We start from the raw sequence: 26,536 nt of genomic DNA, 5'->3' as shown, positions 1-26,536 counted from the left end.
TGCCGTTCAGGGGATATTTGAGGCCATATGATTGAATTTCTCGATTTTGAAGCTCCGGTCGCCGAGCTGGAAGGCAAGATTGCCGAGCTTCGCGCCATGGCCCAAAGCGATCCCAAGATTTCGATTTCCGACGATGTAAAATCGCTGGAGAAAAAATCCAGTAAGATTCTGTCTGATCTCTATCAAAGCCTCTCGCCCTGGCAGAAGGCGCAAGTGGCGCGCCATTCGCAGCGGCCGCATGCGCTTGATTATATCCATGCATTGATCACCGATTTCGTGCCGATCGCGGGTGACCGCAAATTTGCCGAAGATGAAGCTGTGGTCGGTGGCCTGGGCCGCTTCAACGGCCAGCCCGTCATGGTGATCGGGCAGGAAAAGGGTTCTGACACCGAAAGCCGCCTCAAGCATAATTTTGGCATGGCCAAGCCTGAAGGCTACCGCAAGGCGGTGCGCCTGATGGAAATGGCTGATAAATTTGGTCTGCCCATTATCACTTTCGTTGATACGTCGGGTGCCTATCCGGGTGTGGATGCCGAGGAGCGCGGCCAGGCGGAAGCTATTGCGCGTTCCACCGATTGCTGCCTGCAACTGGGTGTGCCGCTGATTTCGGTCATTATTGGTGAAGGCGGTTCAGGCGGTGCGATTGCCATTGCCACGGCTAATTGCGTTCTCATGATGGAACACGCGATTTACAGCGTGATTTCACCCGAAGGTGCGGCCTCGATCCTGTGGCGTGACCCGGCACGCAACAAGGACGCCGCGACGGCACTCAAGATCACCGCGCAGGATTTGAAAAAATTCGGCGTGATTGATGAAATCATCCCTGAGCCGCTGGGCGGCGCGCACCGATTGCCGGTGGACGCGATCCGCACCACGCGTGATGTGCTGTCGCGCGTGTTGTCGAGCTACAACGGGCTTTCCGGCGAAGTGCTGCGCACGCAGCGGCGCGAGAAATTCCTGGGGATTGGCCGCAGCCTTTAAGGCTGCCGCAGTTCAGTCTTAATTTCCGTGGATCGTTGCGCATGATCAACCGAAGGCATTTTCTGCAGGCGGCGGCGATGCTGCCTTTTACCAATTTGGCGCGCGCTGAAGATGCGCCGCAGAAACTTTTGATCGGCGCGAGAATCCTCGAAGTGAAGGGCAAAGCGGCCAAGGTTTTCGGAATTACCAATGCGCAGAATTCATCTGGCCTCAATGTGCTTTACGGCAAGCCATTCAGTGTTGAACTGACCAACGGCCTTGCCGAAGAGACCGCCATTCACTGGCACGGCCTGACGCCGCCTACCGCGCTTGATGGTGTGCCAGGGCTTTCAGCACCCGCACTCAAAGCTGGCGAAACCCGGCGTTACACATTCGACAACAAGCGCGTTGGCACGCATTGGATGCATTCGCATCTGGGCCTGCAGGAGCAGCTGCTGCTGGCTGCCCCACTCATTGTGCGCGAGACAGAAAAATCTGCAAATGACGAGTTGGAGCATGTGGTGATGCTGCATGATTTTACCTTCCGTGATCCGGCAGAGATTCTGGCCGAGCTTCAGGGCGGAGGCGGCGGCCATGCTGCACATATGAATATGAGCATGGATCACAGCGAGATGGCGATGCCCGGCATGCCCGCGATGCTGAGTGATGTGGCCTATGACGCGATCCTCGCCAATGACCGCACGCTGGATGATCCCGAAATCCTGGATGTGGAGCAGGGCCGCAGCTTGCGCCTGCGCCTGATCAATGGCGCATCCGCCACCAACATGTGGGTTGATCTCGTTGGGCTTGAGGCCGAATTGATTGCGGTGGATGGCAATGTCATTCGCTTCCAGAAGGTGAAGCGGTTTCCGCTGGCCATTGCGCAGCGCGCCGATCTGCGCATCACGTTACCGCGCGAGGCAGGGGCGTGGCCTATATTGTTCCAATCAGAAGGTGCGGCGTTGCGTGGCGGGCTTGTGTTGCGCGTGAAGAATGGCGTGGTGGAAAAACTGAGCGATCAAGGTGAGCCGGGTGCTGCCATTGATCTGGCTTTCGAGACCAGCCTGATCGGCGCTTTTGATTTGCCGAAATGGAAACTGGGCCTGCGCAAGACCATCATGCTGACCGGCGGCGACAGTGGTTATGATTGGGGTTTCAATGGCAAACCCTCGATGATGCATGACGTATTGTTTCGCGTAAAAGCGGGCGAGCAGGTTGAGCTTTCGATGCATAACATGACGGCGATGGCGCATCCGATGCATCTGCATGGGCATTATTTCAAAATGGTGGCTGTGAATGACAAGAAGGTTGAAGGCCCGGTGCGCGACACCGTGCTTGTGCCGCCGGGCATGATGGTGACGCTGCGGTTCAATGCCGATAATCCGGGTGCATGGGCGTTCCACTGCCACCATCTGTACCACATGAATAGCGGCATGATGGCCGCCATGGACTACAAAGCTTAGTAACCCAGCGCGCAACCGTCCTTGCGCGGCTCGGAACCGGCGGTGAGGGTGCCTTTATCCCAATCGATCAGGATGGCTTGCCCGCCGCCCAGGGGCTCTGGGGCCTGGACCACTTTGTGACCCATGCTAGACAAGGCGCTTCGCGTGCTGGACGCGATGCCATCTTCGGCTTCGACTGCGCCTGCCGAAGCGAAAACGCGCGGCGCATCAAGCGCGGCCTGCGGGTCCATCCCGAAATCGAAAATGTTCTGCAGCAAATGCACATGGCCGAAGGGCTGATAATCGCCGCCCATCACACCGTAGGGCATCAACGCCTTGCCATTCCTGGTAACGAAGCCGGGCATGATCGTGTGCAACGGGCGTTTACCCGGCGCGATGCAATTGGGATGCGCGGGATCGATCTTGAAGCCCATGCCGCGGTTCTGCAGCAGCACGCCAGTCTTGGGGCTCATAATGCCGGAACCGAAGGAGTGATAAACCGAGTTGATGAAGCTCACGGCATTGCGGTCGCGGTCTACAATGGTGAGATAGACGGTATCGGATTTTTCCAGCTTGATGGGTTTGATGTCTGTCATCGCGGTGGCGGTATTGATGCGCTTGCGCAAGCTTGCGGCAAAATCCTTGCTGAGCAATTCAGCGGTTTTGATGTCGGCCTGACGCGGGTCTCCGATAAATTGATCGCGGATGTAATAGGCCAGCCTTCCGGCTTCGATTTCAAGATGCAGGCGTTCAGGCGAGAGTGCTGCGAGTTTGGTGAGATCAAAACTCTCCAGCAGGTTCAGCATGACTAAAGCAGTCAGGCCCTGATTGTTCGGCGGGATTTGATGAATTTCGTGGCCGCGATAGCTGGTGCTGATGGGCGCGACATATTCGCCTTTGGCTGCCACGAAATCTTCCACGCTGTGAAGGCCACCGAGCGCGTTCAAATGCTGCACCATGTCTTCGGCCAGTGCGCCCTTATAGAAGGCATCGCGGCCATGTTGCGCCACGGCTTTCAGCGTTTGCGCCAGAACTGGTTGCCGGTGAACATCACCAGCGTTAATCACGGGCGAAAAGACGCGCGCAGAATTGGCATCATGCGAGATGGTTGCGGTTTCGCGGTTCCAGTCGAAGGCCACACGATCCGCAATGACATAGCCTGCTTCAGCATAATGAATGGCGTCTTCCAGCACGCGGCCCAGTTCCATCGTGCCGTGATCGCTGAGCACTTGTGCCCACATGTCGATCAGGCCGGGAATGGTCACGCTATGCGGGCTGTGGCCGCCGATGGAGGTGATACCCTGCGACTGAAACCACTTTACATCCGCTTTCTGCGGCGCCTTGCCGGAGCCGTTGAAGCCGATGATCTTGGCCGACCCCTTTGGCGCGTAGAGCATGAAGCCATCACCACCGATGCCGGTGGATTGCGGTTCAACCACGGCCAGCACGGCACCAGCCGCAACGGCTGCGTCAATCGCGTTGCCGCCGGCGCGCAGAATTTTCAATGCGGCGCTGGTGGCCAAGGGATGTGACGTGGCGGCGGCCGCTTCCGTCACACGAACAGGGGAACGGCCGGGACGCTGGAAATTTCTCATGCCAGTGAAATTGGCAGAAATTGGAATCTAGAGCAAATCCACGAGATGCGGGATCAGCGGCAGGTCTGCGGGCGGCATGGGATATGTGTGCAAATCACGTGGGAAAGCCCATTTCAATTCCTGGCCTTCCAGTGCGGTCGGAATGCCCTTCCAGCGGCGGCAGACATAGAGCGGCATCAGCAGATGGAAGTCGTCATAGGCATGTGAGGCAAAAGTGAGCGGGGCGAGGCAGGATTGCTCGACATTGATGCCCAGCTCTTCCTTGAGTTCACGGATCAAAGCTGTCTCGGGGCGTTCGCCCGCTTCGAGTTTGCCACCGGGAAATTCCCACATCCCGGCCAGCTGTTTGCCCTCCGGCCGCTTGGCGATGAGCACGCGCCCATCAGCATCCACCAGCGCCACCGCGCAAACGAGTGTGACTTTCATCGCGCTAGCTGCGGTAGGAACCATTGATGTCGATATAGCGGTGGGTGAGGTCGCAGGTCCACACGGTGGATTTGCCCTTGCCTACACCAATGTCAGCCTCGATCCTGATGTCGCGGCCTTTCATGTGGGGCATGATGTCGGCTTCCTTGTAGTTCGGATCCTTCATGCCCTTGGCCGCAACAAGAATGCCGCCGATCTTGATGCGGAGCTTGTCGCGGATAGCCTTCTCGCCGGATTTTCCGATGGCCATGACGATGCGGCCCCAATTGGCGTCTTCGCCAGCAATCGCGGTTTTCACCAGGGGTGAATTGGCGATGGTCATGCCAATCTTGTGGGCAGCCTTGTCATTCTCGGCGCCGGTGATCTTGATCTCGATCAGCTTTTCCGCGCCTTCGCCATCCTTGGCGACTTGCAGAGCCAAGTCGAGGCAGAGCGCATCAAGCGCCTTGTTGAAGGCCTTATGGTCGGCGGGTGATTTCACCTCGGCGCCTGCGCCGGTGGCAAACAGCAGCACCGTGTCTGAGGTAGAAGTATCGCCATCCACCGTGATGCAGTTGAAGCTTGGGTTTACTGCGGCCGTCAGTGCCTTTTGCAGCGGCTTGGCTGCCATTTTCGCATCGGTAAAAATGAAGACCAGCATGGTGGCCATGTCGGGTGCAATCATGCCCGAGCCTTTGGCGATGCCGTTGATGGTGATGGTCTTACCGCCGACCTTGGCCTTCACTGTCGCCATCTTGGCGAAGGTGTCGGTGGTCATGATGGCGGAGGCCGCCATGCTCCAGGCGTCTTCCTTCACATCGGCTTTGAGCTGTTCCAGCGCGCCGGTGATGGGGGCGGGGTTCAGCGGTTCGCCGATCACCCCGGTTGAGGCCTGGAAAACTTCGGCAGGCTTGCAGCCGATCAATTTGGCGGTGGCCTGGGCCACGGCCTTTACGGTGGCGATGCCGGCTTTTCCGGTGAAGGCATTGGCATTGCCGGCATTGACGACAAGTGCCCGCGCCTTGCCCTGTTTCAGGCTGGCGACACACCAATCAACTGGGGCCGAGGGAGATTTGGATTTGGTAAGACAGCCGGCCACCGTAGTGCTCTGGGGCACGATTGCCAGCAGGACATCGGGGCGGCCTTTATAGCGGATGCCGGTTGCCGCAGCGGCCAAAGAAATGCCCGCGATTGCGGGCATCTCTGGAAAGCTGGTTGGCGCAAGGGGTGAAACGGCATGCGCCATTATGGATCTCCGTGGATTAGTTTTGCTGCTGGTCGTCGGTGCCGGGCAAGCTCAAGTCGCCCTTGCCGCTCTGGTCGGTGCTTCCATCGCCTTCGCCCTGAACAGCGGCGGCGGCACCATTCTGCTGTTGCTTGTCTCTCAGGGCTTTCTGCTGGGCCTGAGCTTCGGCTTGCGCCTTCTTCAGATCCTCATCGAGAATTTCAACCTTGGCGGTGCCCTGCAGCGAAGCCAGCAAAGCCTGCACCTTGTCGCGCACCAACACATTCTTGATCGCGTCCTTCACCTGGTCGTAAGGCTGGGCCGAACCCATCTTGCGGTCATCGAGGCGGATGATGTGCCAACCGTAATCGGTTTTCACTGGGGCAGAGACTTCACCCACTTTGAGGGCGAAGGCGGCCTTGGAGAAATCCGGCACCATTTCAGGAGCGGTAAAGTAACCGAGGTCGCCACCGTAATCCTTGGAGCCGTCCAGGCTGTATTGCTTGGCCAAGTCTTCGAACTTGGAGCCAGCCTTCAGCTTGGCTTCAATGTCATTGGCTTCTTTTTCGGTGGCCACCAGAATGTGACGAGCGCGGATACGTTCAGTCTGAGAGACTTTTGCGCTTTCCTTGTCATAGGCAGCCTTGATTTCGGCCTCGGTGACAGAGGGGGCGACTTTTTCCGTCAGGTAGGAATCACGCAGCGCCTTGGCCTGATAGGCAGCGAGGCGGCGCTTGTAGTCTTCGCTATCGGCGATGCCTTCCTTGGCGGCAACCTGGGCCAGCAAATGGCGCTCAACCAGGAATTCCACTACGAAGGGGAAACGCAATTTGGCGGGCATGTTGGGAAGCTGGCCCACCACGTCATCAAAGGCCATCCGGACCTCGGACGTCTTGATTTCGTAGCCATTGACCGTGGCAATAACCTTGTCTTCCTTTGGATTGGCGGCGGTTGCGGGTGCAGCGGTCTGAGCCAGGGCCTGGCCCAGAACTGTAAGGCTGAAGAGACCAGCCAACAAAGCGGTTTTCAGGGAAAATTGCATCTGGTTCATGAAATCCATCAAGTCTATGAGGCGGGGTGGCGTTCGTATATTGGGCCCTTGCCCCGCAAACAAGGCAAGAATATGCCTTTTGCAGACCATGTTGCCGCTATGCAACAGGTTGAAACCGTACGGTTCAACCCCTATTTCAATCCAATTGGATGAGAGGCTTTCCCCAAGCCCCATCCCTGGGCTATATGCGGCCCAAATCGCTTAACCATTCTAAGGGCTTTTGCGCCCGCCAGGAACGAATCACATGCTCGGATTGGGAACTCTCGCCGCCAAGGTTTTTGGGACGACGAACGGCCGCAAGTTGGTGACCTACCAGAAGAAGGTGCCGGCCATCAATGCGATGGAGCCGGAGTATGAAGCCCTAAGCGATTCCGAGTTGATGGGTCTGACTGCCAAATTCCGTGCCGAACTGGCCGAAGGCAAGACGCTGGATGATCTGCTGGTGCCGGCCTTTGCTGCCGTGCGCGAAGCCGCCAAGCGTTCTCTTGGTCTGCGCCATTTCGATGTGCAGATGGTGGGCGGCATGGTGCTCAATGCCGGCATGATTGCCGAGATGAAAACCGGTGAAGGCAAGACGCTGGTCTCCACGCTTCCGGTCTATCTCGCCGCCCTTGCTGGCAAGGGTGTTCACGTGGTGACGGTGAATGACTATCTGGCCAAGCGTGACTCGGCCTGGATGGGCAAGGTGTTTGCCACACTTGGGATGACCACCGGCGTGATCGTGCACGGGCTGGATGATAATCAGCGCCGTGCGGCCTACGCTTGCGATGTGACTTACGGCACCAACAACGAGCTGGGTTTCGATTATCTGCGTGACAACATGAAGTATCATCTCGAAGAGATGGTGCAGCGTGAGCACAACTTCGCCATCGTTGACGAAGTGGACTCGATCCTGATCGACGAAGCGCGCACGCCGCTGATCATTTCAGGCCCGGTGGACGACAAGTCTGATCTCTACAACACGCTGGACAAGTTCATTCCGCAGCTTCTGGCGGAAGACTTTGAACTCGATGAAAAGCAGCGCCAGGTGACGCTGACGGAAGCCGGCAATGAACATCTCGAGCAGATGCTGCTGGCGGCTGGCGTGATCAAGGGCGGCACGCTGTATGATGCGGCCAACGTGACCGTGGTGCATCACATCCAGAACGCCCTGCGCGCACACAAGCTATTCACGCTGGACAAGGACTATATCGTCAAGGATGGCGAAGTGGTCATCATTGACGAATTCACTGGCCGCATGATGCCGGGCCGGCGCTATTCGGAAGGCCTGCATCAGGCCATCGAAGCCAAGGAACACGTGCAGGTTCAGCCTGAAAATGTGACGATGGCTTCGATCACTTTCCAGAATTATTTCCGCATGTATGACAAGCTTGCGGGCATGACTGGTACAGCACTCACCGAAGTGGATGAGTTCATCGACATCTATGGGCTTGATGTTCTCGAAGTGCCGACCAACGTGCCGGTGGCACGCCTCGACGAAAGCGATGAAGTTTACCGCACCGAGCGCGAGAAGTTTACCTCGATCATCGAGACGATCCGCGTCGCCACCGCTGGTGGACAACCGGTGCTCGTCGGCACCGCTTCGATTGAAAAATCAGAGCAGCTTTCGGCAGCACTTACCGCTGCAAAAATCCAGCATAACGTTTTGAATGCGCGCTTCCATGAACAGGAAGCCCAGATCATCGCGCAGGCCGGTGCGCCGGGTGCTGTGACCATCGCCACCAACATGGCCGGCCGCGGCACCGACATCAAGCTGGGCGGCAATCTGGACATGCGTGTTGAGCAGGAGCTCGCACATTTGCCGGAAGGACCTGAGCGCAATCGCGCCATCCAGAAAATCGTTGATGAGATTGAATCCAACAAGCGCATCGTGCTCGATGCTGGCGGTCTCTTTGTGATCGGCACCGAACGCCATGAAAGCCGCCGCATCGACAACCAGTTGCGTGGCCGTTCCGGACGCCAGGGCGATCCTGGCCGTTCGCGCTTCTATCTCTCGCTGCAAGATGATCTGATGCGCATCTTCGGCACCGATCGTCTGGATGGCATGTTGCAGAAGCTGGGCCTTAAGGAAGGCGAGGCGATTGTTTCCACCTGGATCAACAAGGCGCTGGAAACGGCGCAGAAGAAAGTGGAAGCGCGCAACTTCGATATCCGCAAAAACCTGCTGAAATTCGACAACGTGATGAACGACCAGCGCAAGGTGATCTTCGACCAGCGCGTCAGCATCATGAAGGGCGAGGAAGTTTCCGAAACCGTTGATGACATGCGCCATGACGTGGTGAGCGAGCTGGTTTCAAAGCATATCCCTGAAAACGCTTATGCGGAATCTTGGGATGCGGTGGGCCTGCGCGAAAAGCTGCGTGACGCAGTGGCGATTGATTTCCCGGTCGATGACTGGGCCAAGGAAGAAGGCATTGCGGAAGAACAGATCCGCGAGCGTGTGCTGGAAACTGTGGACGGCATGTATATCGCCAAGCGCGAGGAATGGAACCAGGCCATGCCCGGCCAGAACCTGCCGCATCAGATTGAAAAATCAGTACTGCTGCAGACATTGGACAAGCTATGGCGCGAGCACATCATTGCCAATGATTACCTGCGCCAGGTGATCCATTTGCGTGGTTATGGCCAGCGCGACCCGCTGAACGAATACAAAACCGAAGGCTACAACATGTTCCAGGACATGGTGTCAAACCTGAAGGAAGCGGTGACCAGCCAGTTGATGCGCGTGCAATTGCAATCACAGCCGCCAGATGGTTTGCCGGATGAAACGCCCTTGCCCCCGATGGAAATGCATCACATCGATGCGACATCGCACCAGGATGAAGGCGGCGATCAAAATGTTGTCGTTGGCCAGATGACGATGGAGGCTGCGGCCCCGGCGAAGAAAAAGGCTGCGCTGAAGAAGGCAGCGGCGAAATTCAATCCGAAGAAGCCGGAAACCTGGGGCAAGGTTGCCCGCAATGACGATTGCCCCTGCGGCTCAGGCAAGAAATACAAGCACTGCCATGGGGCTTTCGTTTGACGCTTTGGGCGTTCAGCGCGCAGTCAGTCAACTATGAAAAGACCGATCCAAGCACGTAGACAGCCAGAATGAGCGCAATGAAAAGATCGCTGATCATGGCGATGTTTTCGTTGAGCAAACGTCCGGGCCGCATGACATGCGCCCATCCTGCATTTGCATAGAAGATCAGCGCATAGATGGCAGCGGGAAGCACGAAGCTGGGCATGACGAGCGAGAGCAGGCCCGTGACGCCGGCGGCAAGATTGGCTGCGCCGAGCTCTTTCACCAAGGGCAAGGCTTCATCGCCTTTCATGTGGAAAATGTTCCGCGCCGTGAATTCAGGGCGGAGATATTGGCGGAAGCCGGCAAGACCTAATCTTGCGCCCACGCCCCAGAACACGAACCAGCGGCCCAGCAGCACTATCCATGGAAGAGACGGCTCCATGCCATGATGAACCAGCATGGAAGCAACCGGAAGAACCAGCATGGTGAGCAAGACGATGGCGAGATACATAAAGTTTATCTTGTGCCGTTGACCGACAGATAGACCGAATAGAGCGATGTGGTGCCGCAGATGAAGAGGCGGTTCAATTTTGCGCCGCCCCAGCTGACATTGGCGACCAGTTCCGGAATCAGCACTTTGCCGATCAGCGTGCCGTCTGGTTCATAGCAGTGCACGCCATCGGCGGCTGAGGTCCAGATGCGGCCATCGCTATCCAGCCGGAAGCCGTCAAACAGGCCGGCCGTGCAGGTGGCGAAAACTTCGCCGCCGCGCAGCCTGGCGCCATCCACCTTGAAACGGCGAATGTGTTTGGGGCCGTTCACCAAATGGCTCGCACCGGTGTCGGCGATATAGAGCAGGCTTTCATCGGGCGAGAAGGCGAGGCCATTGGGCTTTTCGAAATCATCGGCCACCAGCGTGATATCACCGCTCTGGCCATCGATGCGGTAGACATTGCAGCGGCCGATTTCGCTCTCGGCACGGCCACCTTCATAATCGGCGAGGATTCCGTAGCTTGGATCGGTGAACCAGATGGAGCCATCGCTCTTCACCACCACGTCATTGGGCGAGTTGAAGCGCTTACCATCGAGATGCGATGCGAGAACAGTGATCGAACCATCATGCTCGGTGCGCGTGACACGGCGGGCGAGATGCTCGCAGCTGACAAGGCGGCCCTGAAAGTCGCGGGTGTTGCCGTTGGAATTGTTCGAGGGCTGGCGGAAGGTGGAAACGCTGCCATCAGTCTCATCGAAACGCATCATGCGGTTGTTGGGAATATCCGAGAACAGCAAATACCGGCCGGCGGGAAACCACGCAGGGCCTTCGGTCCAGCGCGCACCCGTCCACAGGCGTTCAACGCGGCCATGGCCGGTCTTCAGCTGTTCAAAACGCTTGTCGAGAATTTCGTAACCGGTACCCTCTGGTTCCCCGTAAAACATGGCATTTCCTGCTTTTCTTGACTTAGTTGCTGCAAGTTCTATCATCGGTCCTGTTCTGCGTCACCACTATTGCGGGAGAAATCGGGTTTATTCCCGATGCCGAAGGAGCAACCGCCCCGGAAACTCTCAGGCAAAAGGACCGCGAAGTGGATTGAACTCTGGAGAGCAAAGGCATCCTGCCTTTCACCGAAGGAGAAAGCTTACCCTGTGTCGGAGTGACAGGGCAGGCGGAAACTCTCAGGTTCCTGACAGAGGGGGCAACATGGTTTTTTGAACCGTGTTTGCTTTGCTGTCAGGAGAGTTACAATGGACGAAACCGCGCTGAGGCGCACCCCGCTTTATGATCTGCATGTGGCCCTGGGCGCCAAAATGGTGCCCTTTGCGGGCTATTACATGCCGGTTCAATATCCCACCGGCATCATGGCCGAGCACAAATGGTGCCGCGAGAATGCGGGTCTGTTTGAAGTTTCGCATATGGGCCAATGTTCGATCACCGGGCCGGATTTCCAAACCACCGCGCGGGCGATGGAAATGCTGGTGCCCGCCGATGTGCTGAGCCTAGCTCCCGGCCAGCAGCGCTATTCGCAATTGATGAATGTGCAAGGTGGCATCAGCGATGATCTGATGATTACGCATTCAAATTGGGAAGGGCTGGAAGGCTCGCTCTATGTGGTAGTCAACGCCTCGCGCAAGGGTTTTGACTTTGACCATATCGAGGAAAACCTGCCGCCTGGCTTGAGTTTCAAACGCTATGACTCGCTGGCCCTCATGGCGCTGCAGGGGCCGAAGGCCGAAGGCGTTCTTGCGGCACTCAATCCTGCGGTGAAGCAATTGGCCTTCATGAGTTCGGGGCGCTTCATGCTGGGTGGCATGGAAGTGCATGTGTCGCGCTCCGGCTATACCGGTGAAGACGGCTTTGAGCTTTCGGTTGAGGACAAGGATGCGGCCACGCTGTGGAACAGGCTTCTGGAAAATGCTGATGTGAAGCCGGTCGGTCTGGGTGCTCGCGATTCCCTGCGGCTGGAAGCTGGCTTGTGTCTTTATGGCCATGACATCGACAAGACGACTTCACCCATCGAGGCCGGGCTGCAATGGTCCATCGCCAAGCGACGGCGTGTGGATGGTGGCTTTCCGGGCTCGCGCCGCGTGCAGCGCGAATTGCTGGGTGGCGTATCGCGCAAGCGCATCGGCATCAAGCCGGAAGGTCGCGCCCCGGCGCGCGACGGTACAGAGATTCAGGACGAGACGGGACGTAAGATTGGCGTGATCACCTCGGGCGGCTTCGGCCCCACAGTGAATGGCCCGATTGCCATGGGCTATGTGGAAACCGCCTATGCCACGCCCGGCACGCCCTTGCAGCTGATCGTGCGCGGGCAGGCGATGCCGGCGCAGGCTGTTTCGCTGCCCTTCATTCCCAACCGCTTCAAAAGATAACAGAGGAAATAACAAAATGAAATTCTCCAAAGACCATGAATGGGTGACCGTTGAAGGTGGCGTGGCTACCATCGGTATTTCCGAGCACGCACAATCGCAATTGGGCGACGTGGTGTTTGTCGATCTTCCGAAAATCGGCCGCCAGGTGAAAGCCAATGAAAATGTGGCCACGGTGGAAAGCGTGAAGGCTGCTTCGGATGTCTACGTACCCGTCTCCGGCGAAGTCGTCGCGGTGAATGAGGAGCTTTCCGGTGATCCTGCTCTGGTGAACCGCGCGCCTGAGAGCGACGGCTGGTTCATGAAGGTGAAGCTTTCCAATGAAAGCGAATTGTCCGCGCTGATGGACAAGGCGGCTTACGACAAATTTGTAGGATAATGCCCATGACAGTGCCTTTCTCCTCACGTCATATCGGACCCAATGAAACTGAAACGGCCAGCATGCTGAAACTGCTCGGCTCATCTTCGTTGGATGATTTCATCGCCAAGGCTGTGCCGGAAAAATTGCGAAGCACGCGCGCGCTGGAGATGGAACCGGCGTTGAGCGAGCATGAGGCGCTGGCCAAAATGAAGGCGATGGCGGAGCAGAACAAGGTTCTCACCTCGGCTATCGGCATGGGCTATTACGGCACGCATGTGCCGCCGGTGATCCTGCGCAATGTGCTGGAGAATCCGGGCTGGTACACGGCTTACACGCCTTACCAGGCGGAGGTGAGCCAGGGGCGGCTGGAAGCGCTGCTGAATTACCAGCAGATGGTGATGGACCTGACCGGACTCGATATTGCCAATGCCTCGTTGCTGGATGAGGCAACCGCCGCCGCCGAAGCGATGGCGATGGCCAAGCGCGTGGCGAAGTCCCAAGCCAATGTGTTTTTCATCGACAAGGATACGCATCCGCAGACCATTGGTGTGCTGCAAACGCGCGCCAAGGGTTTTGGTATTGAGCTGCAGATTGCCGATGTGGCGCAGCTGGATGCGGCCAAGGTGTTTGGTGCGCTGCTTTCCTATCCGGGTTCATCGGGCGCGGTGCGGGATATTTCTTCCATCACGGCCAAGCTGCATGAGGCGGGCGCATTGGCGATTGTCGCCACTGATTTACTGGCGCTGACGCTATTGAAATCACCGGGTGAAATGGGAGCTGACATTGCACTGGGTTGTGCGCAACGCTTTGGTGTGCCGATGGGCTTCGGTGGGCCGCATGCCGCTTTCTTTGCGGTGAAGAATGAGTTGAAGCGGGTGATGCCGGGCCGCCTGATCGGTGTGTCGGTCGATGCTGCGGGCCACCGCGCCTTGCGCATGGCGCTGCAAACGCGCGAGCAGCATATCCGCCGCGACAAGGCGACGTCGAATATCTGCACGGCGCAAGTTCTGCTGGCGGTGATGGCCGGGTTCTATGCTTGCTGGCACGGTCCGGAAGGTTTGAAATCCATGGCTGAGGGCATTCACGCCCACGCGCGAAAACTGGCGGGTGCAGTGAAAGCGGCGGGGCATGAGCTGTTGTCAGAGAATTTCTTTGATACCGTGACGATTAAGGTGAAGGGCGGCGCGAAATCTGTTTTTGCAGCGGCGGCCAAGGCTGGAATCAATCTGCGTCTGGTGGATGCAGATCATGTCGGCGTTGCGCTGGATGAAACCACGACGGATGAAACCATCCGTGTACTGATCAAAGTGTTCGGCGGCACTGACGGCGGCAACGCTGGTGGTATTTCGCTGAACCTGCAGCGCCAGTCTGCGTTCCTCACGCATCCGGTTTTCCACCGCCACCGCACGGAAACCGAGATGATGCGCTATATGCGGTTGCTGCAGGGCAAGGATTTGGCGCTGGATCAGGCGATGATTCCACTTGGCTCTTGTACCATGAAGCTGAATGCAGCGGCGGAGATGATCCCGGTGACTTGGCCGGAGATTGGGCAAATCCATCCCTTCGCACCGCCTGCACAGACCAAAGGTTATGCGGCGATGTTTGCCAGCCTGGAAAAGATGCTGTGTGAGATCACCGGTTTTGATGCCGTGTCGCTGCAGCCCAATGCGGGCAGCCAGGGCGAATATGCGGGCCTGATGGCGATCCGCGGTTATCTCGACAAAAACGGCGGCAAGAAGCGTGATGTGTGCCTGATCCCGATTTCAGCACATGGTACCAACCCGGCTTCGGCTGCGATGTGCGGCATGAAGATTGTGGTGGTGGCTTGCGATGCCAAGGGCAATGTGGAAGTGGCTGACCTCGAAGCCAAGGCCAAGCAACACGCGCATGACCTTGCGGCGTTGATGATCACTTATCCGTCGACGCACGGCGTCTATGAGGATTCGATCGTGGATATCTGCCGCATCATTCATGAGAATGGCGGTCAGGTTTATCTCGATGGCGCCAATCTCAATGCACAAGTGGGATTGATGCGGCCTGCCGAGTTGGGTGCTGATGTGTGCCACATGAATTTGCACAAGACGTTCTGCATTCCGCATGGCGGCGGCGGGCCGGGCATGGGGCCTATTGGCGTTCGCGCCCATCTGGCACCGCATCTGCCGGGGCATGCGGTGATCAAGCAGAAGAGTGGTGCCAAGGGGGCTGTGTCTGCTGCACCCTACGGTTCTGCGTCGATCCTGCCGATCTCATGGATGTATATCGCCATGATGGGCGGTAATGGCCTCACGCTGGCCACCAAGATGGCGGTGCTGAATGCCAATTACATGGCGGCGCGGCTGAAGAACTCGTTCCCCATTCTTTACACCGGGCCTGCCGGCACGGTGGCGCATGAATGCATTCTCGATCTGCGCTGGTTGAAGGAGAAGGGCCTGTCGGTGGAAGATGTGGCCAAGCGGTTGGCGGATTATGGCTTCCATGCGCCCACCATGTCTTTCCCGGTGGTTGATACGCTGATGGTGGAACCCACAGAGAGCGAAGCCAAGGGCGAGCTGGACCGGTTCTGCGATGCGATGATCGCCATCCGCAAGGAAATCGATGATGTGATCGCTGGCCGTGCCGACAAGACGGACAATGTACTGAAGAACGCGCCGCATACGCACAAGGATCTACTGGGCGAGTGGAAGCACCCGTATCAGAAGGCGCAGGCCTTCTTCCCGCTGGGCGATCATGGCTTCAAATATTGGCCCCCGGTGAAGCGGGTGGACAATGTTTATGGCGATCGCAACTTGATCTGCGCCTGCCCGCCGATGGAAGATTACCTGCAAGCGGCAGAGTAATAGCGCACAAAAAAGCCCCGCATGAGCGGGGCGTTTTCAATTCAATGTATGAAGCTCAGTACGACTTGGCCTTCACGGCTGCGATTGAGTCCGCGATAAGTTTGGCGTTGCCCTTTTGGGCGCTGATGAGGGAGCCTGCGGCTGCGATCGCCAGGTCAGCGGCGCGGTGGCGGACTTCTTTGGTGGCGGCTTGCTCGGCTTGCGAAATCTTGATCTCGGCCTGTTTGGTGCGGCGGGCCAGGGTTTCCGTCAGCTTGGTCTTGGCTTCCTTGGCGTATTCGCTGGCCTGCGTCTTGGCAGAAGCTATGATGTCGGCGGCTTCCTTTTCGGCGTCCAGCTTGCGCTGCTTGTAATCGGCCAAAAGCTTTTCAGCGTCTTCACGCAGCTTCTTCGCATCGGCCAATTCCTTGGCGATGGTGGCGGCGCGGTCATCCAGTGCCTTGCCGGCTTTCTTGTGGGCACCGGCGTAAAACACAACGCCGAGGAACAGCACCAGAGCGACGAAGGCGTAGAAGGTTTGATCCATGAATTGCATGTTCTTCCCCTTAGCCCTTGGCCGCAGCAGTGACGGCCTTGGCGGCCGCCGTCTTGAGCACTTTGCCGCCGGTGAGCGAGCTTACAATATCAGCGGCGCTATCGGCCGCGATGTCATTCACCGCATCCATCGCCTTGGCTTTGGCCTTGGCGATCTTGTCTTCGGCGGTCTTGATCTTGGTGGCGAGCGAGGCATCCAGCTTGTGCTGTTCAGCCGTCACTTCCGCCGTCACGTCATCACGGGTTTTCTTGGCGATGTCGTTGGCATTGTTGCGGGCATCCGCCAGCGCCTTCTCATAGGACTTGAGTGCGGCTTCGGTTTCATCCTTCAGGGCCTGGGCCCTGGCAATGTCACCGTCGATCTGGCCTTTGCGGGCGCCGAGGATCTTGCCGAAACGTGGCAGGACCAGGCGGCTCAGCAGCAGATAGAGAAGGGCAAAGAAGATCACCAGCCAGAACAGCTGTGACGGAAAGGTGGTCGTATCCAATGGCGGGAACTTACCGCCTTCTTCGTGACCGGTTGATTCCGTTGTTTCAGTGGTGGTTGCCATAATGCCTGATACCCAAATGCCTCAGCCGGCCCGGAATGGGCCGACTGTATCCAAACGTTCTTCTTCGACTACGACACGAAGAGGAGGAGGAGGGCGACAACGAGCGAGAAAATGCCGAGGCCTTCAGCCAGAGCAGCACCGATCAGCGCGTTGGTGAACTGGGCACCAGCAGCAGCCGGGTTGCGCAGGGCGCCCGACAGGAAGTTACCGAAAATAATGCCCACGCCGATGCCTGCACCACCCATGCCAATGCATGCGATACCTGCGCCGATGAGCTTTGCTGCGTTTGCGTCCATTTTAGTTCTCCTTGAAAAAATGTTGGATTGTTGAAGGGGTAATTAGTGATGGGTGTGAAGCGCGTCATTGAGATAGACGCAAGTGAGAATGGCGAAGACGAAGGCCTGCAGGAAGGCCACCAGGAATTCCAATGCAGTGAGGGCAACAGCCATGAGCAATGGGGCCAGAGCGCCGATTATGCCGCCCAGTCCCAGAGCTACGAGGCTGACCACGAAGCCGGCGAACACCTTCAGCACGATATGGCCAGCCAGCATGTTGCCGAACAGACGCAGGCCCAGCGAGATGGGGCGCGACAGGAAGGAAATGATTTCGATCAGCGAGATGAAGGGCAGGATGGCCATGGGCACGCCCGACGGCACGAAGAGTTTGAACCAGCCGAGGCCGTGCTTGTAAATGCCGATCACCACAACAAGGGCGACAACGAAGACAGCGAGCGAGGCGGTCACGATCACCTGGCTGGTGACGGTGAAGAAATACGGGAACATGCCGAGCAGGTTGGCCACCAGCACGAAAGAGAACAGCGAGAAGACCAGCGGGAAGAATTTCGCACCCTCATGGCCCAGCACATTATCCACCATGTTGTGGATCAGATTGTACCAGAGCTCACCCACCGACTGCATGCGGCCCGGCACCATGGCGCGCTTGGCGGAAGCAGCGAGCAGGAAGCCCACGGTGAGCAGCACGATGATGCCCATGAACAGGTTTGAATTGGTGAAGCCGATCTCGTGGCCAAAAATGTTCCACGGGCCGAAAATATTGTGAATGCGGAATTGGTGGATCGGATCGTTTACCACTACTTGTCCTCGTCTTCATCGTCTGCCGGCTTCGGCATTTTGGCCAGCTCTTCAGGCGTTGGTGGCGTTCTATTCGCCGCGCGTGACATGTTGACCATGCCGGCGCCAAAGCCTGCGAGCAAAAATATGATCAGGAACAGCGGAAGCGTGTTGAACAACCGGTCCAACCCATAACCAATGGCCGCACCCACCAGAATGCCAGCAACAAATTCGCTGACCAGGCGGTAACCCTTGGAATAGTCCGAAGCCCCTTGGTAACTCGCCGGCGCCTTTTCTGCCTGGGTTTTGGTGCTCTTTTCAGCCGCGATACGGCTGGTCAGGTCACTCAAACGGGCGGAAATGTCGCCGAGCTTTGCAGGATCCTCGTTGTCCTTGCCCTTCCCGGAAGTCGGTCGTGCCATTGTCCACACCTCTCCCCAGAAAGGCCCGAAAAAGGCCCCTTTCAAAGCGCGCTCCTGATACTTACCGGTCTTTCATGTGTCAAGGCAAGGATTCACCTTGTAAGACGCTGTTTCAATGCTGTTTTTGAGAGCGGTATGGCGGAGCGTCAAGGGATTGGCGGGAATCTCAGAGAATCCCTCGCTTTTGCAAGTCAGTGCGCAGGCTTTCCGGGCCGGTAAAGTGGTGCGCCCGCATGCCGACGGCCTCGGCGCCGTGCACATTTTTGAGATTGTCGTCGATGAAAAGGGAATCTGCGAGGTTTAGGCCATTGCGAGCGGCGAGAAGCTGGAAAATTTCGGGCTGCGGCTTGATCAGCTTTTCATCGCCGGAGACCACGATGTCACGGAACAGCTTCAGGAAGTCGAAGCGTTTCTCGGTGGCGCGGTAGGTGTCGCTGTTCCAGTTGGTAATGGCATAGAGGGGTGTGCCCTTGGCATGCAGTTCCTTCAGGATGGCGACGGAGCCTGGAATGTCGCCCGGCACCATGTCCATCCAGCGGTCGCGGTAGAGGGCGATTTCCTTGGCCAGTTCCGGGTGGCGGGCGGTGGCTTCCTTTACGCCATCGTCGAAGGAGCGGCCACGGTCCTGTTCCAGATTCCAATCGCCGTGGCAGACTTCCGCGAGAAACCATTCCATCTTGGCGTCGTCGTTGAAGACCTGGCGATAGACATGACGCGGGTCCCATTCGATGAGAACCATGCCGAGGTCAAAGACGACGTTCATGCTGCGTCGATCAGTTGCTCGGCTTCTTCGAGGTTCACGGACACCAGCTGCGACACACCGCGTTCCATCATGGTGACGCCGAACAGGCGGTGCATGCGGGCCATGGTGAGCGGATGGTGGGTGATGATGAGGAAGCGGGTTTCCGTCCGCTGCAGCATCGCATCAAGCAGGTTGCAGAAGCGCTCGATATTGTGATCATCGAGCGGTGCGTCCACTTCGTCCATCACGCAGATGGGTGATGGATTGGTGAGGAACACGGCGAAGATCAGCGACAGCGCCGTCAACGTCTGTTCACCGCCGGAGAGCAGCGACAAAGTGGTGGCTTTCTTGCCGGGCGGATTGGCGAGGATTTCGAGGCCGGCTTCCAGCGGATCATCCGACTCGATCAATTGCAGTTCGGCCTTGCCGCCATCAAACAGCGTGGTGAAGAGTTCACTGAATTTGGTGTTCACTGTTTCAAAAGCATCGAGCAGGCGCTGGCGGCCTTCGCGGTTGAGTGAGCCGATACCGCCGCGCAGCTTGGCGATGGCTTGAACCAGTTCGTCCTTTTCGGACTTCATCTTGTCCACTTGCTCGCCGACGGCTTGGGCTTCTTCATCGGCGCGCAGGTTGACGGCACCCAGACGCTCGCGGTCTTCGCGCAATTCGTTCAGGCGCTTTTCGATCACATCGGTGGCGGGCAGGTTTTCTTCGCTGAGTTCAGCCTTGGCGAGAATTTCCTGCGGCTCGCATTGCAGTACTTCGGTGATGCGGGCCACGGATGTGTGATGGCGGGCATTAGTGGATTCGAGCACGGCACCCAAGCGCGCATGGCCTTCACGCGAGGTGGCAGCCTGTTCCTGGGCGACGCGCAATTCCTTGTCGGCCTCGCGCACGGCATTTTCAGCTGTGGCCAGATTGTCGGCGGCGGCGCGACGTTCACCCTCGGCCTCAGCCAAGGTGTTCATCAGCTTCAGGCGTTTGTCAGCCAATGCCTGCGGCATGGCCTGCATTTCAGCGATGGCGGCCTCGGTTTCATCGAGGCGGGTGTTGAGCTGGCCGGCCTGTTCCTGCGCCTTGGCGGCGCGGGTTTTCCAGTCGCGCTGTTCGCCTTCGATGGTGCGCAGACGGTCACCACGGAGTTTGGCTTCGCGTTCCAAACCATCATGGCGGGCGCGGGCCTCGGCATAAATACCGCGCTCACCATTCATCGCGTCACGCAGGCGCTGTACTTCTGCACCGAGACCATCGCTGGCGGGCAGGGCGGCGAACTGGCTGGCAGCACCCTGATGCTGTTCGCGCGCTTCGGCCAATTGAGCGGCAGCGTTGCGGGCGGATTCTTCCAGCGCCGATGTTTGCGCGGCGTTCTCGGCCATGCGGCGCTCATGCGCCTGCAGGGCTTTGCGTGCCACGTCGAGTGCGGCTGTCGCCGTGCGCCAGGCTTCGCGCTTGTCGCGTTCGGCGCGCTGGCCGGATTCGACATTCAGGCGGGCCTGTTCGAATTCGGTCTTGGCAGTTTCGGCATCGGCTGCCGCCTGCTTCATGTTCTCTTCGATTTCAGTGAGGCGGTTGCGCTCGGCCAAGCGCTTGGCAGCGGCACTGGGCGCATCGGCGGCGGAGGTGAAACCATCCCAGCGCCAGACATCGCCTTCGACCGAGACCAGTTTCTGGCCCGGCTTCAATTGCGGCTGCAAGGCAGCGCCCACGGCTTTCGAGACAACGCCGATATGGGCCAGCACGCGTGAGAGTGCGCCGGGGGCGACGACGAAATGGCTGAGTGATTTGGCATCGGCGGGCAAAGCCGCGGTGTGATCCAACGGCGGCAGGCCGCGCCAGAAAACGGGGGCACCCTCATCGGCGGAAGCTTCGATATCTTCGCCCAGGGCTGCACCCAAAGCGGCTTCATAACCGGGCTGCACGGTGATCTGGTCGAGCAGCGACGGCCAGAGATCGCCACCGCTGGCTTTCAGCAAATTGGTGAGGGTGCGGACTTCCGTCTGCAGACGATCAGCCTTGCGGCGTGCTTCATCATGGGCGGCGCGCTTGTCGGTTTCGATATTGCGGGCCACGCGGATCGCGGCTTCGGCATGGCCAGCGGCGTGCTCGGCCTCCGAGACCACGGTTTCGCCGTGCGACACAGCCTGAGCAAGCGTTGCGCCATCTTCGGTGGAGCCGATGCGGGCGCTGAGATCCTGCTGGCGCTGGGCGATTTCGGCAGATTGCTTTTCGATGCGGGCAACGCGGGCCTGATGTTCGCCCACAGCACGCTCGAAGGCGCTGCGCTGGGCGGAGAGTTCGGCCAGCTTGGCACCGGCGGCATCGGCAGCTTCTTGCGCGCGTGCCAGCGATTGCGCGGCGGCCTGCAAGATGGTGGCGGCTTCTTCACGCAACGTTTGATCACCCGACAGGGCTTGGGTGAGCGCCTCCGCTTCGGTGGCCAGCTTGGCGATGACGGCATCGGTGTCGGCTACAAGGCCTTGCTCACGCAGCAAGTCATTGTTGGCTTGCGTGCGGCGCTGCTTCAATTCGTTCAGGCGGGCTTCGACTCGTTTTTCTTCTTCGTCGAGGCTGGTGCGCTCCATATTGATGCGCTGGAGCATGGCGGCCTTATAGGCCTCCTGCTCACGCAGGCCCGGCAATTGCTCGCCCAGCTCATCGCGGATGCGCAGTTTTTCCGAAGCGGAAAGTGTGTGTGAGGCCAGTGTGCGGGTGGCGAGGTTGAGGGCTTCGGTGTCATGTTCCAAAGCCGCCGCCGCTTCGCGCCACGCCACATAGAGGCTGGAGGCTTCGAGCTTGCGGATTTCGGCGGAGACCTGCTTGTATTTGATCGCCTGGCGGGCCTGGCGCTTGAGGCTGGCCAACTGGGTTTCCAACTGCGCCATCACATCATCAAGGCGCGCGACATTGGCTTCAGCAGCCTTGAGCTTGAGCTCTGCTTCATGGCGACGCGTGTGCAGCCCGGTGATGCCGGCGGCTTCTTCGAGAATCAGGCGGCGGGCTTGCGGCTTGGCATTGATCAGTTCAGCGATCTGGCCCTGACGCACAAGTGCTGGCGAGCGCGAGCCGGTCGAGGCATCAGCGAACAGAAGCTGCACGTCACGGGCGCGCACTTCGCCGCCATTGACGCGGTAAGTCGAGCCCTGATCGCGGACGATTTCGCGCGAGATTTCCAGCATCTCGGCGTCGTTGAACGCTGCAGGCGCCGTGCGGTCATCATTCTGCATGGTGACCAGAACTTCAGCCATGTTGCGCGCCGGGCGCTGGGTGGTGCCGGAGAAGATCACATCTTCCATGCCCGACGCGCGCATCGACTTGTATGAGTTTTCACCCATGACCCAGCGTAGCGCTTCCAGCAAATTGGACTTGCCGCAGCCATTGGGGCCGACCACGCCGGTCAGCCCTTTTTCAATGATGAGTTCGGTGGGCTCTACAAAGGACTTGAAACCTGTCAGCCGCAGTTTGGCAAATTTCATGGTGCCCCTTTGAGTAGTGTTTATTTCAGCAGCGGATCGATAACGGCCTTCACAGCGTCATAAGAGGTTTCACCCTCGAACGCCTTGCCATTGATGATGATGTAGGGAATGCCGTTCACGCCGTATTTCTTGGAACCCTTGTCGCGAACATCGAGAATGGCCTTGGCCACTTTCTCGTTTTTCAGGCAGGCATCGAAATCATCCGACGACATGCCAGCTTGCTGAGCGATGTTCTTGAGCTGCACGAGCGCATCCGGCACCCAGACGGCTTGAGTTGTGAAGAACACGTCTAGCAGCGGGAAATACTTTTCCTTCGGCGCGCAGCGGGCCACCATGAAAGCTGCAAGGCCCTGATCATTGTGCGGGAATTCGCGGAAGATGAAGCGCACTTTGCCGGTGTCGATGTAATCGGTCTTCAGCTTCAGATAGGTGTCTTTGTAGAACGCGGCGCAATGCGGGCAAGAGGCAGAGCCATATTCCACGATGGTGACCTTGGCGTCATCGGGGCCTTGCGTCATGTCGCCTTCAGCAGGCGGGGTGAGCAGGTCCGACAGGTCAACCTTGCCTGATCCGCCATCAACAGCGGTGGAAGTATCCTGGGCAAAGGCGAAGGTGCCAAAGCAGGTGGCGCTCAAGGCGACAGTGCTCAAGCCCAACAAAAGCTGGCGACGGGAGAGTTCAATCATGGGAGTTTCCTACTCGAAGTTGGTTGGGTCTCAAATCCCGAATTTCCCCCTGTGGAGAAAGCGGAAGTGGTGGGTCCGGCAGGGCTAACCTCAAGGGCCAGACGCGCCAGGGCGGATTTCAAATCGTCATCTTCAAAGCCATCGATGGCACTGTTCCAGGCCGTGACGGCGGCCTGCGTTTTGGGCTTGGCCGGAAGCTTTGGCATGGGGGGAAGTTCGGAAGACTGCACCACTTTGATCGCCGCAATCGCGCCGTAGCCCAGAAACTGGTTTACACGCTCGATGATACGGGGAATTTCGTAGTGCACTTCAAGGGCGAGGCCGGCGGGTGCGCGCAGCACCAGCGTACCGCCCAGCTTCTGCTTCTGGGCTTCCGCGGTGCGTGGCCATTTGATGCGCTCTGGCCGTGCAGCGGCAGCAATCGCCTCGCCGACAATGGCTGGCCATTGCGCAGCGATCTGATCGCTGGCAAAGCCGTGGCGCTGAAAAGTCTCTTTGGCTATCGCAGCGAAATGTTTGTTCAGGGATTCCATTTTGTCCGGCGATCATTCACCGAAAACCGTGGCGGAACAAGGGCGGGTTGAGGCCGGAATGGCCGCTGCCCTGCTGAAATGGTATGACGCCCATGCGCGTATTTTGCCCTGGCGCGAGAAGCGGCCGGACCCTTACCGTGTATGGCTTTCTGAGATCATGCTGCAGCAAACCACCGTTGCTGCGGTGAAGGATTATTTCCTGAAATTTGTTGCGAAATGGCCGAATGTGCAGGCCTTAGCGGCAGCACCTTTGGATGATGTGCTTAAAGCATGGGCGGGGCTGGGTTATTACGCGAGGGCGCGCAACCTGCATGCCTGCGCCAAAGTGGTGGCGGGGGAGCACAATGGAAGGTTTCCGGAGGCTTTTGGAGGCCTTTTGGAGCTGCCGGGGATAGGGCCTTATACGGCAGGTGCGATAGGGGCGATTGCCTTCGATATTCCCGTCGCGGCGGTGGACGGGAATGTGGAACGGGTGATCAGCCGGTATTACGGAATCGCTGACCCGTTGCCCGGGACCAAGCCGCTGATCAAGAGGCTCACTGAGACTTTGGTGCCGCAAAAGCGCGCCGGGGATTTTGCCCAGGCGATGATGGATCTGGGGGCCACGATCTGCACCCCCAAATCACCCTCGTGTTTGGTTTGCCCCTGGAATGAGGGTTGTGTGGCGCGGGCGCAAGGCATCCAGGCCGAGCTGCCACGCAAGGCGGCGAAGAAGACGGTGCCGACCCGGACCGCGCATGTTTATTGGGTGAGCAACAGCAAGGGCGAAGTGCTGGTGCGGCAGAGGGCGATGAAGGGCCTGCTGGCCGGGATGACGGAGTTTCCCTCCAGCACTTGGCAAGAGGGTGAGCAGGATTTTGTGGCGCCGTTTGCGGCTGAATGGAAGCGCGTGCCCGGCATTGTCGAGCACACATTCACGCATTTTCATTTTGAAATGATCGTGTGGAAGAGCGTGAGCGATCAGCCGGTGCTCGACGGGCGGTTTGTGCCCGTCGAGAGCTTGATGGATGAGGCGCTGCCTTCCGTGATGCGCAAGGTGGCGGCGCATGTGCTCAAGGGAAAGTGACTTCGGACCTTTCCCCGGCTTTCACCTCCACGATCTTTTCGCCGAGCAGCGCGTCATCCTTGAAGGACTGAACCTGATAGCTGCCTTCATTGACGGCGAGGTTGAGCGCTTCGCCATAGATGGTGGTCAAATATTTGCGCTTGCCATCGATACCGGCTTTTCCTGCATTGATGACAAAGCTGGTGGCACCGCTGACATTGGATGCCAGATAACCCGCCTTGGCGTCGATGGTGATCGTGGCGTTCTGGCCGGGTTTGATTTCCACTGGCTGTTCGGCCTGCGCGATGCCGACTTTCATCAGCACGATGTATGGCCCGGCGGGCAGGGTGAATTGCGACTTGGCGTCATAGAGGGTTGCCAGCGAGTCGCTCTTCTGGCCGTCCTTGTCGGGCTTTCGCACTTCGAAGGACATGCCGTTTTCCACCGGATCGCCATTCTCGGCGAAGACGGCTTGCGTAGTAAGTTTGCCTGCGCCGAAACTCAGCAGCTGATCGCGAATCTCGCCAGCTTTCACTTCAACCGGAGCCTCCACCGCAGCACTGCCCAAGCTGAGTTGCACTCTATAGGTGCCAGCACTGAGCAGAAAGGTTTGGACGGCGCTGTAATTATAGGCTGCAGTCTTTCCGTCTGGCTTGGTGACTTCCCAGAAGGCAGCATTGTCGGTGAGCTTGTTGGTATCATCCATCATGGCGGAGAAGGTGATGACGCCTGCATCCAGAACCGGGCTCAGATTGATCTGCTTTCCGGCCTCAACAATCAGCGGCAGTTTGACGGAGGCCGAGCCCACATCAATGGTCAGCACATAGGTGCCGGGCTCGACATGGATTTTGAGATCATCGGAATAGCGATAATCAACGGATTCGCCCGGCGTGCCATCGGCATTGTCGGGCTTTCTGATTTCCCATTTGGGCTGGAACGGCTTGGGAATTTCGACGCCATCCGCCAAGGTGGCGTGGGCTTGAACATTGAGCAGCTCGACGGGTTCGGGGGCAAGTGCTGGCGGGGGCGGCGGCGCTGCGGCGACGGTCTTTTGCAAAGCCTTCAGAAGATCATCGGCATTGTTGGCTTCGGTGAAGGTGCCGCCGGTTTTATCTGCGAGGCATTTGAGCTGGGCGACGGCACCCTTGTTGTCGAGGCCGAAGCCGACGGTGTGGACCTTCAATTCCACGCCCGCTTTTGCGAGATCGGCGGCGACCGCGCACGGGTCGGCGTTGCAGGTTTCGATGCCATCCGAGACGAGAATCACGGTGGCTTTCTTCTCGGTATATTGCAGCGCCTCGGCGGCTTGTTTCACCGCGTCGGTCATCGGTGTCTGGCCCTTGGGCTCAATGGCCTTCACCGCTGCCATGTAGTCTTCGGCGTTTAGCGGGCCTGGTTCCTTCACCGTTTCAATGTCGCTGCATTCGCCCTTTTTTCGGTGGCCATAGACCACAAGGCCCAATTCATCTTCGGGCTGCCAGCCGGCCACGATCTTGCCGACCACTTCCTTGGCGATGTCGATCTTCTGCTTGCCATTGATCTTGGCGCGCATGGAGCCGGAGCCATCGAGCACCAGGATGACGCGCTGGCCGGGCGTGTCTTCGGCCTGGGCGGGAATCAGAAATGCAAACAGGAAAAAGAGCGCGAGCAGGACTGACTGCAGCTTCATGACTACCACCTCATCATCGGCCCACTCTCAGAGTATGAGGTTACACCGCCCTCGCGGGCTGTC

At 58.4% G+C, this 26,536-nt stretch carries 23 protein-coding genes and 1 riboswitch; of the genes, 7 read left to right on the top strand and 16 right to left on the bottom strand.

What is annotated here, in order from left to right; genetic code table 11:
• The first annotated feature begins 27 nt into the window (after positions 1 to 27).
• Positions 28 to 981, top strand: coding sequence for an acetyl-CoA carboxylase carboxyltransferase subunit alpha (locus F8B91_RS13575; RefSeq protein ID WP_196504390.1), 954 nt, complete (start codon positions 28 to 30; stop codon positions 979 to 981).
• 41 nt (positions 982 to 1,022) lie between these two features.
• A complete protein-coding gene (locus tag F8B91_RS13570) occupies positions 1,023 to 2,423 on the top strand; it encodes a multicopper oxidase family protein (RefSeq protein ID WP_196504389.1) in 1,401 nt (466 codons plus the stop codon).
• Here the strand turns inward: F8B91_RS13570 and ggt are convergent.
• Genes ggt through F8B91_RS13550 form a run of 4 tightly spaced genes read right to left on the bottom strand, consistent with a single transcriptional unit; the run spans position 2,420 to position 6,678 of the window.
• Entirely contained in the window at positions 2,420 to 3,997 is a 1,578-nt protein-coding gene (gene ggt, locus F8B91_RS13565; RefSeq protein ID WP_196504388.1) for a gamma-glutamyltransferase, read from the bottom strand. The two genes, F8B91_RS13570 and ggt, sit on opposite strands and share 4 nt — an antisense overlap.
• Before the next feature lie 27 nt (positions 3,998 to 4,024).
• Complete coding sequence (locus tag F8B91_RS13560; RefSeq protein ID WP_196504387.1) at positions 4,025 to 4,423, bottom strand: (deoxy)nucleoside triphosphate pyrophosphohydrolase; 399 nt, start codon at positions 4,421 to 4,423, stop codon at positions 4,025 to 4,027.
• 4 nt (positions 4,424 to 4,427) lie between these two features.
• A complete protein-coding gene (gene argJ, locus F8B91_RS13555) occupies positions 4,428 to 5,648 on the bottom strand; it encodes a bifunctional glutamate N-acetyltransferase/amino-acid acetyltransferase ArgJ (protein ID WP_196504386.1) in 1,221 nt (406 codons plus the stop codon).
• Positions 5,649 to 5,664: 16 nt separating this feature from the next.
• Positions 5,665 to 6,678 carry a peptidylprolyl isomerase gene (locus tag F8B91_RS13550; RefSeq protein ID WP_281432941.1) on the bottom strand — a complete coding sequence of 338 codons (1,014 nt, stop codon included), beginning with the start codon at positions 6,676 to 6,678 and terminating at the stop codon, positions 5,665 to 5,667.
• Positions 6,679 to 6,922: 244 nt separating this feature from the next.
• Here F8B91_RS13550 and secA point away from each other — a divergent pair, with 244 nt between their 5' ends.
• A complete protein-coding gene (gene secA, locus F8B91_RS13545) occupies positions 6,923 to 9,700 on the top strand; it encodes a preprotein translocase subunit SecA (RefSeq protein WP_196504385.1) in 2,778 nt (925 codons plus the stop codon).
• A 31-nt stretch (positions 9,701 to 9,731) separates the two neighbouring features.
• On the opposite strand, the gene F8B91_RS13540 is transcribed toward secA, so the two are convergent.
• On the bottom strand, positions 9,732 to 10,193 hold the full coding sequence (locus F8B91_RS13540; protein WP_196504384.1) for a DUF6790 family protein: 462 nt from the start codon (positions 10,191 to 10,193) through the stop codon (positions 9,732 to 9,734).
• 5 nt (positions 10,194 to 10,198) lie between these two features.
• On the bottom strand, positions 10,199 to 11,119 hold the full coding sequence (locus F8B91_RS13535; protein ID WP_196504383.1) for an SMP-30/gluconolactonase/LRE family protein: 921 nt from the start codon (positions 11,117 to 11,119) through the stop codon (positions 10,199 to 10,201).
• 62 nt (positions 11,120 to 11,181) lie between these two features.
• A riboswitch (glycine riboswitch) is annotated at positions 11,182 to 11,271 on the top strand.
• 154 nt (positions 11,272 to 11,425) lie between these two features.
• Here F8B91_RS13535 and gcvT point away from each other — a divergent pair.
• Genes gcvT through gcvP form a run of 3 tightly spaced genes read left to right on the top strand, consistent with a single transcriptional unit; the run spans position 11,426 to position 15,748 of the window.
• Positions 11,426 to 12,553, top strand: a complete 1,128-nt coding sequence (gene gcvT / locus F8B91_RS13530; RefSeq protein ID WP_196504382.1) for a glycine cleavage system aminomethyltransferase GcvT — start codon at positions 11,426 to 11,428, stop codon at positions 12,551 to 12,553.
• Positions 12,554 to 12,569: 16 nt separating this feature from the next.
• Positions 12,570 to 12,929: a glycine cleavage system protein GcvH gene (gcvH, locus tag F8B91_RS13525; RefSeq protein WP_196504381.1), complete on the top strand. Its 360-nt coding sequence runs from the start codon at positions 12,570 to 12,572 to the stop codon at positions 12,927 to 12,929.
• A 5-nt stretch (positions 12,930 to 12,934) separates the two neighbouring features.
• Positions 12,935 to 15,748 (top strand): aminomethyl-transferring glycine dehydrogenase, encoded by a 2,814-nt coding sequence (gcvP, locus tag F8B91_RS13520; RefSeq protein WP_246715259.1) that lies wholly within the window; start codon positions 12,935 to 12,937, stop codon positions 15,746 to 15,748.
• Between the two features lie 55 nt (positions 15,749 to 15,803).
• Here gcvP and F8B91_RS13515 read toward each other — a convergent pair whose 3' ends face one another.
• The 9 genes from F8B91_RS13515 to F8B91_RS13475 form a co-directional block, all read right to left on the bottom strand.
• On the bottom strand, positions 15,804 to 16,283 hold the full coding sequence (locus tag F8B91_RS13515; RefSeq protein WP_246715258.1) for an ATP F0F1 synthase subunit B: 480 nt from the start codon (positions 16,281 to 16,283) through the stop codon (positions 15,804 to 15,806).
• Positions 16,284 to 16,293: 10 nt separating this feature from the next.
• A complete protein-coding gene (locus F8B91_RS13510; RefSeq protein WP_196504379.1) occupies positions 16,294 to 16,833 on the bottom strand; it encodes an ATP F0F1 synthase subunit B in 540 nt (179 codons plus the stop codon).
• 68 nt (positions 16,834 to 16,901) lie between these two features.
• A complete protein-coding gene (locus tag F8B91_RS13505) occupies positions 16,902 to 17,129 on the bottom strand; it encodes a F0F1 ATP synthase subunit C (protein WP_196504378.1) in 228 nt (75 codons plus the stop codon).
• A 42-nt stretch (positions 17,130 to 17,171) separates the two neighbouring features.
• Positions 17,172 to 17,924 (bottom strand): F0F1 ATP synthase subunit A, encoded by a 753-nt coding sequence (locus F8B91_RS13500; protein ID WP_196504377.1) that lies wholly within the window; start codon positions 17,922 to 17,924, stop codon positions 17,172 to 17,174.
• On the bottom strand, positions 17,924 to 18,325 hold the full coding sequence (locus F8B91_RS13495; RefSeq protein ID WP_196504376.1) for an AtpZ/AtpI family protein: 402 nt from the start codon (positions 18,323 to 18,325) through the stop codon (positions 17,924 to 17,926). The genes F8B91_RS13500 and F8B91_RS13495 overlap by 1 nt, the downstream gene beginning before the upstream one ends.
• Before the next feature lie 166 nt (positions 18,326 to 18,491).
• Complete coding sequence (locus F8B91_RS13490) at positions 18,492 to 19,088, bottom strand: HAD family hydrolase (protein WP_196504375.1); 597 nt, start codon at positions 19,086 to 19,088, stop codon at positions 18,492 to 18,494.
• Complete coding sequence (gene smc, locus F8B91_RS13485) at positions 19,085 to 22,540, bottom strand: chromosome segregation protein SMC (protein ID WP_196504374.1); 3,456 nt, start codon at positions 22,538 to 22,540, stop codon at positions 19,085 to 19,087. Before smc ends, F8B91_RS13490 begins: the two co-directional genes overlap by 4 nt.
• Before the next feature lie 20 nt (positions 22,541 to 22,560).
• Positions 22,561 to 23,226, bottom strand: coding sequence for a DsbA family protein (locus F8B91_RS13480; protein ID WP_196504373.1), 666 nt, complete (start codon positions 23,224 to 23,226; stop codon positions 22,561 to 22,563).
• Positions 23,223 to 23,759, bottom strand: coding sequence for a DUF721 domain-containing protein (locus F8B91_RS13475; protein ID WP_196504372.1), 537 nt, complete (start codon positions 23,757 to 23,759; stop codon positions 23,223 to 23,225). Before F8B91_RS13475 ends, F8B91_RS13480 begins: the two co-directional genes overlap by 4 nt.
• A 58-nt stretch (positions 23,760 to 23,817) precedes the next feature.
• Between F8B91_RS13475 and mutY the strand changes: the two genes are divergently transcribed.
• A complete protein-coding gene (gene mutY / locus F8B91_RS13470; protein ID WP_196504371.1) occupies positions 23,818 to 24,825 on the top strand; it encodes an A/G-specific adenine glycosylase in 1,008 nt (335 codons plus the stop codon).
• Here the strand turns inward: mutY and F8B91_RS13465 are convergent.
• Entirely contained in the window at positions 24,812 to 26,473 is a 1,662-nt protein-coding gene (locus tag F8B91_RS13465) for a vWA domain-containing protein (RefSeq protein ID WP_196504370.1), read from the bottom strand. The genes mutY and F8B91_RS13465 overlap by 14 nt on opposite strands.
• Between the last annotated feature and the right edge of the window lie 63 nt (positions 26,474 to 26,536).

Source organism: Aestuariivirga litoralis (assembly GCF_015714715.1).
Lineage (GTDB): Bacteria > Pseudomonadota > Alphaproteobacteria > Rhizobiales > Aestuariivirgaceae > Aestuariivirga > Aestuariivirga litoralis_A.
The sequence above is the reverse complement of the archived record's forward strand: the minus strand, read 5'-3'. Positions and strand labels throughout refer to the sequence as shown.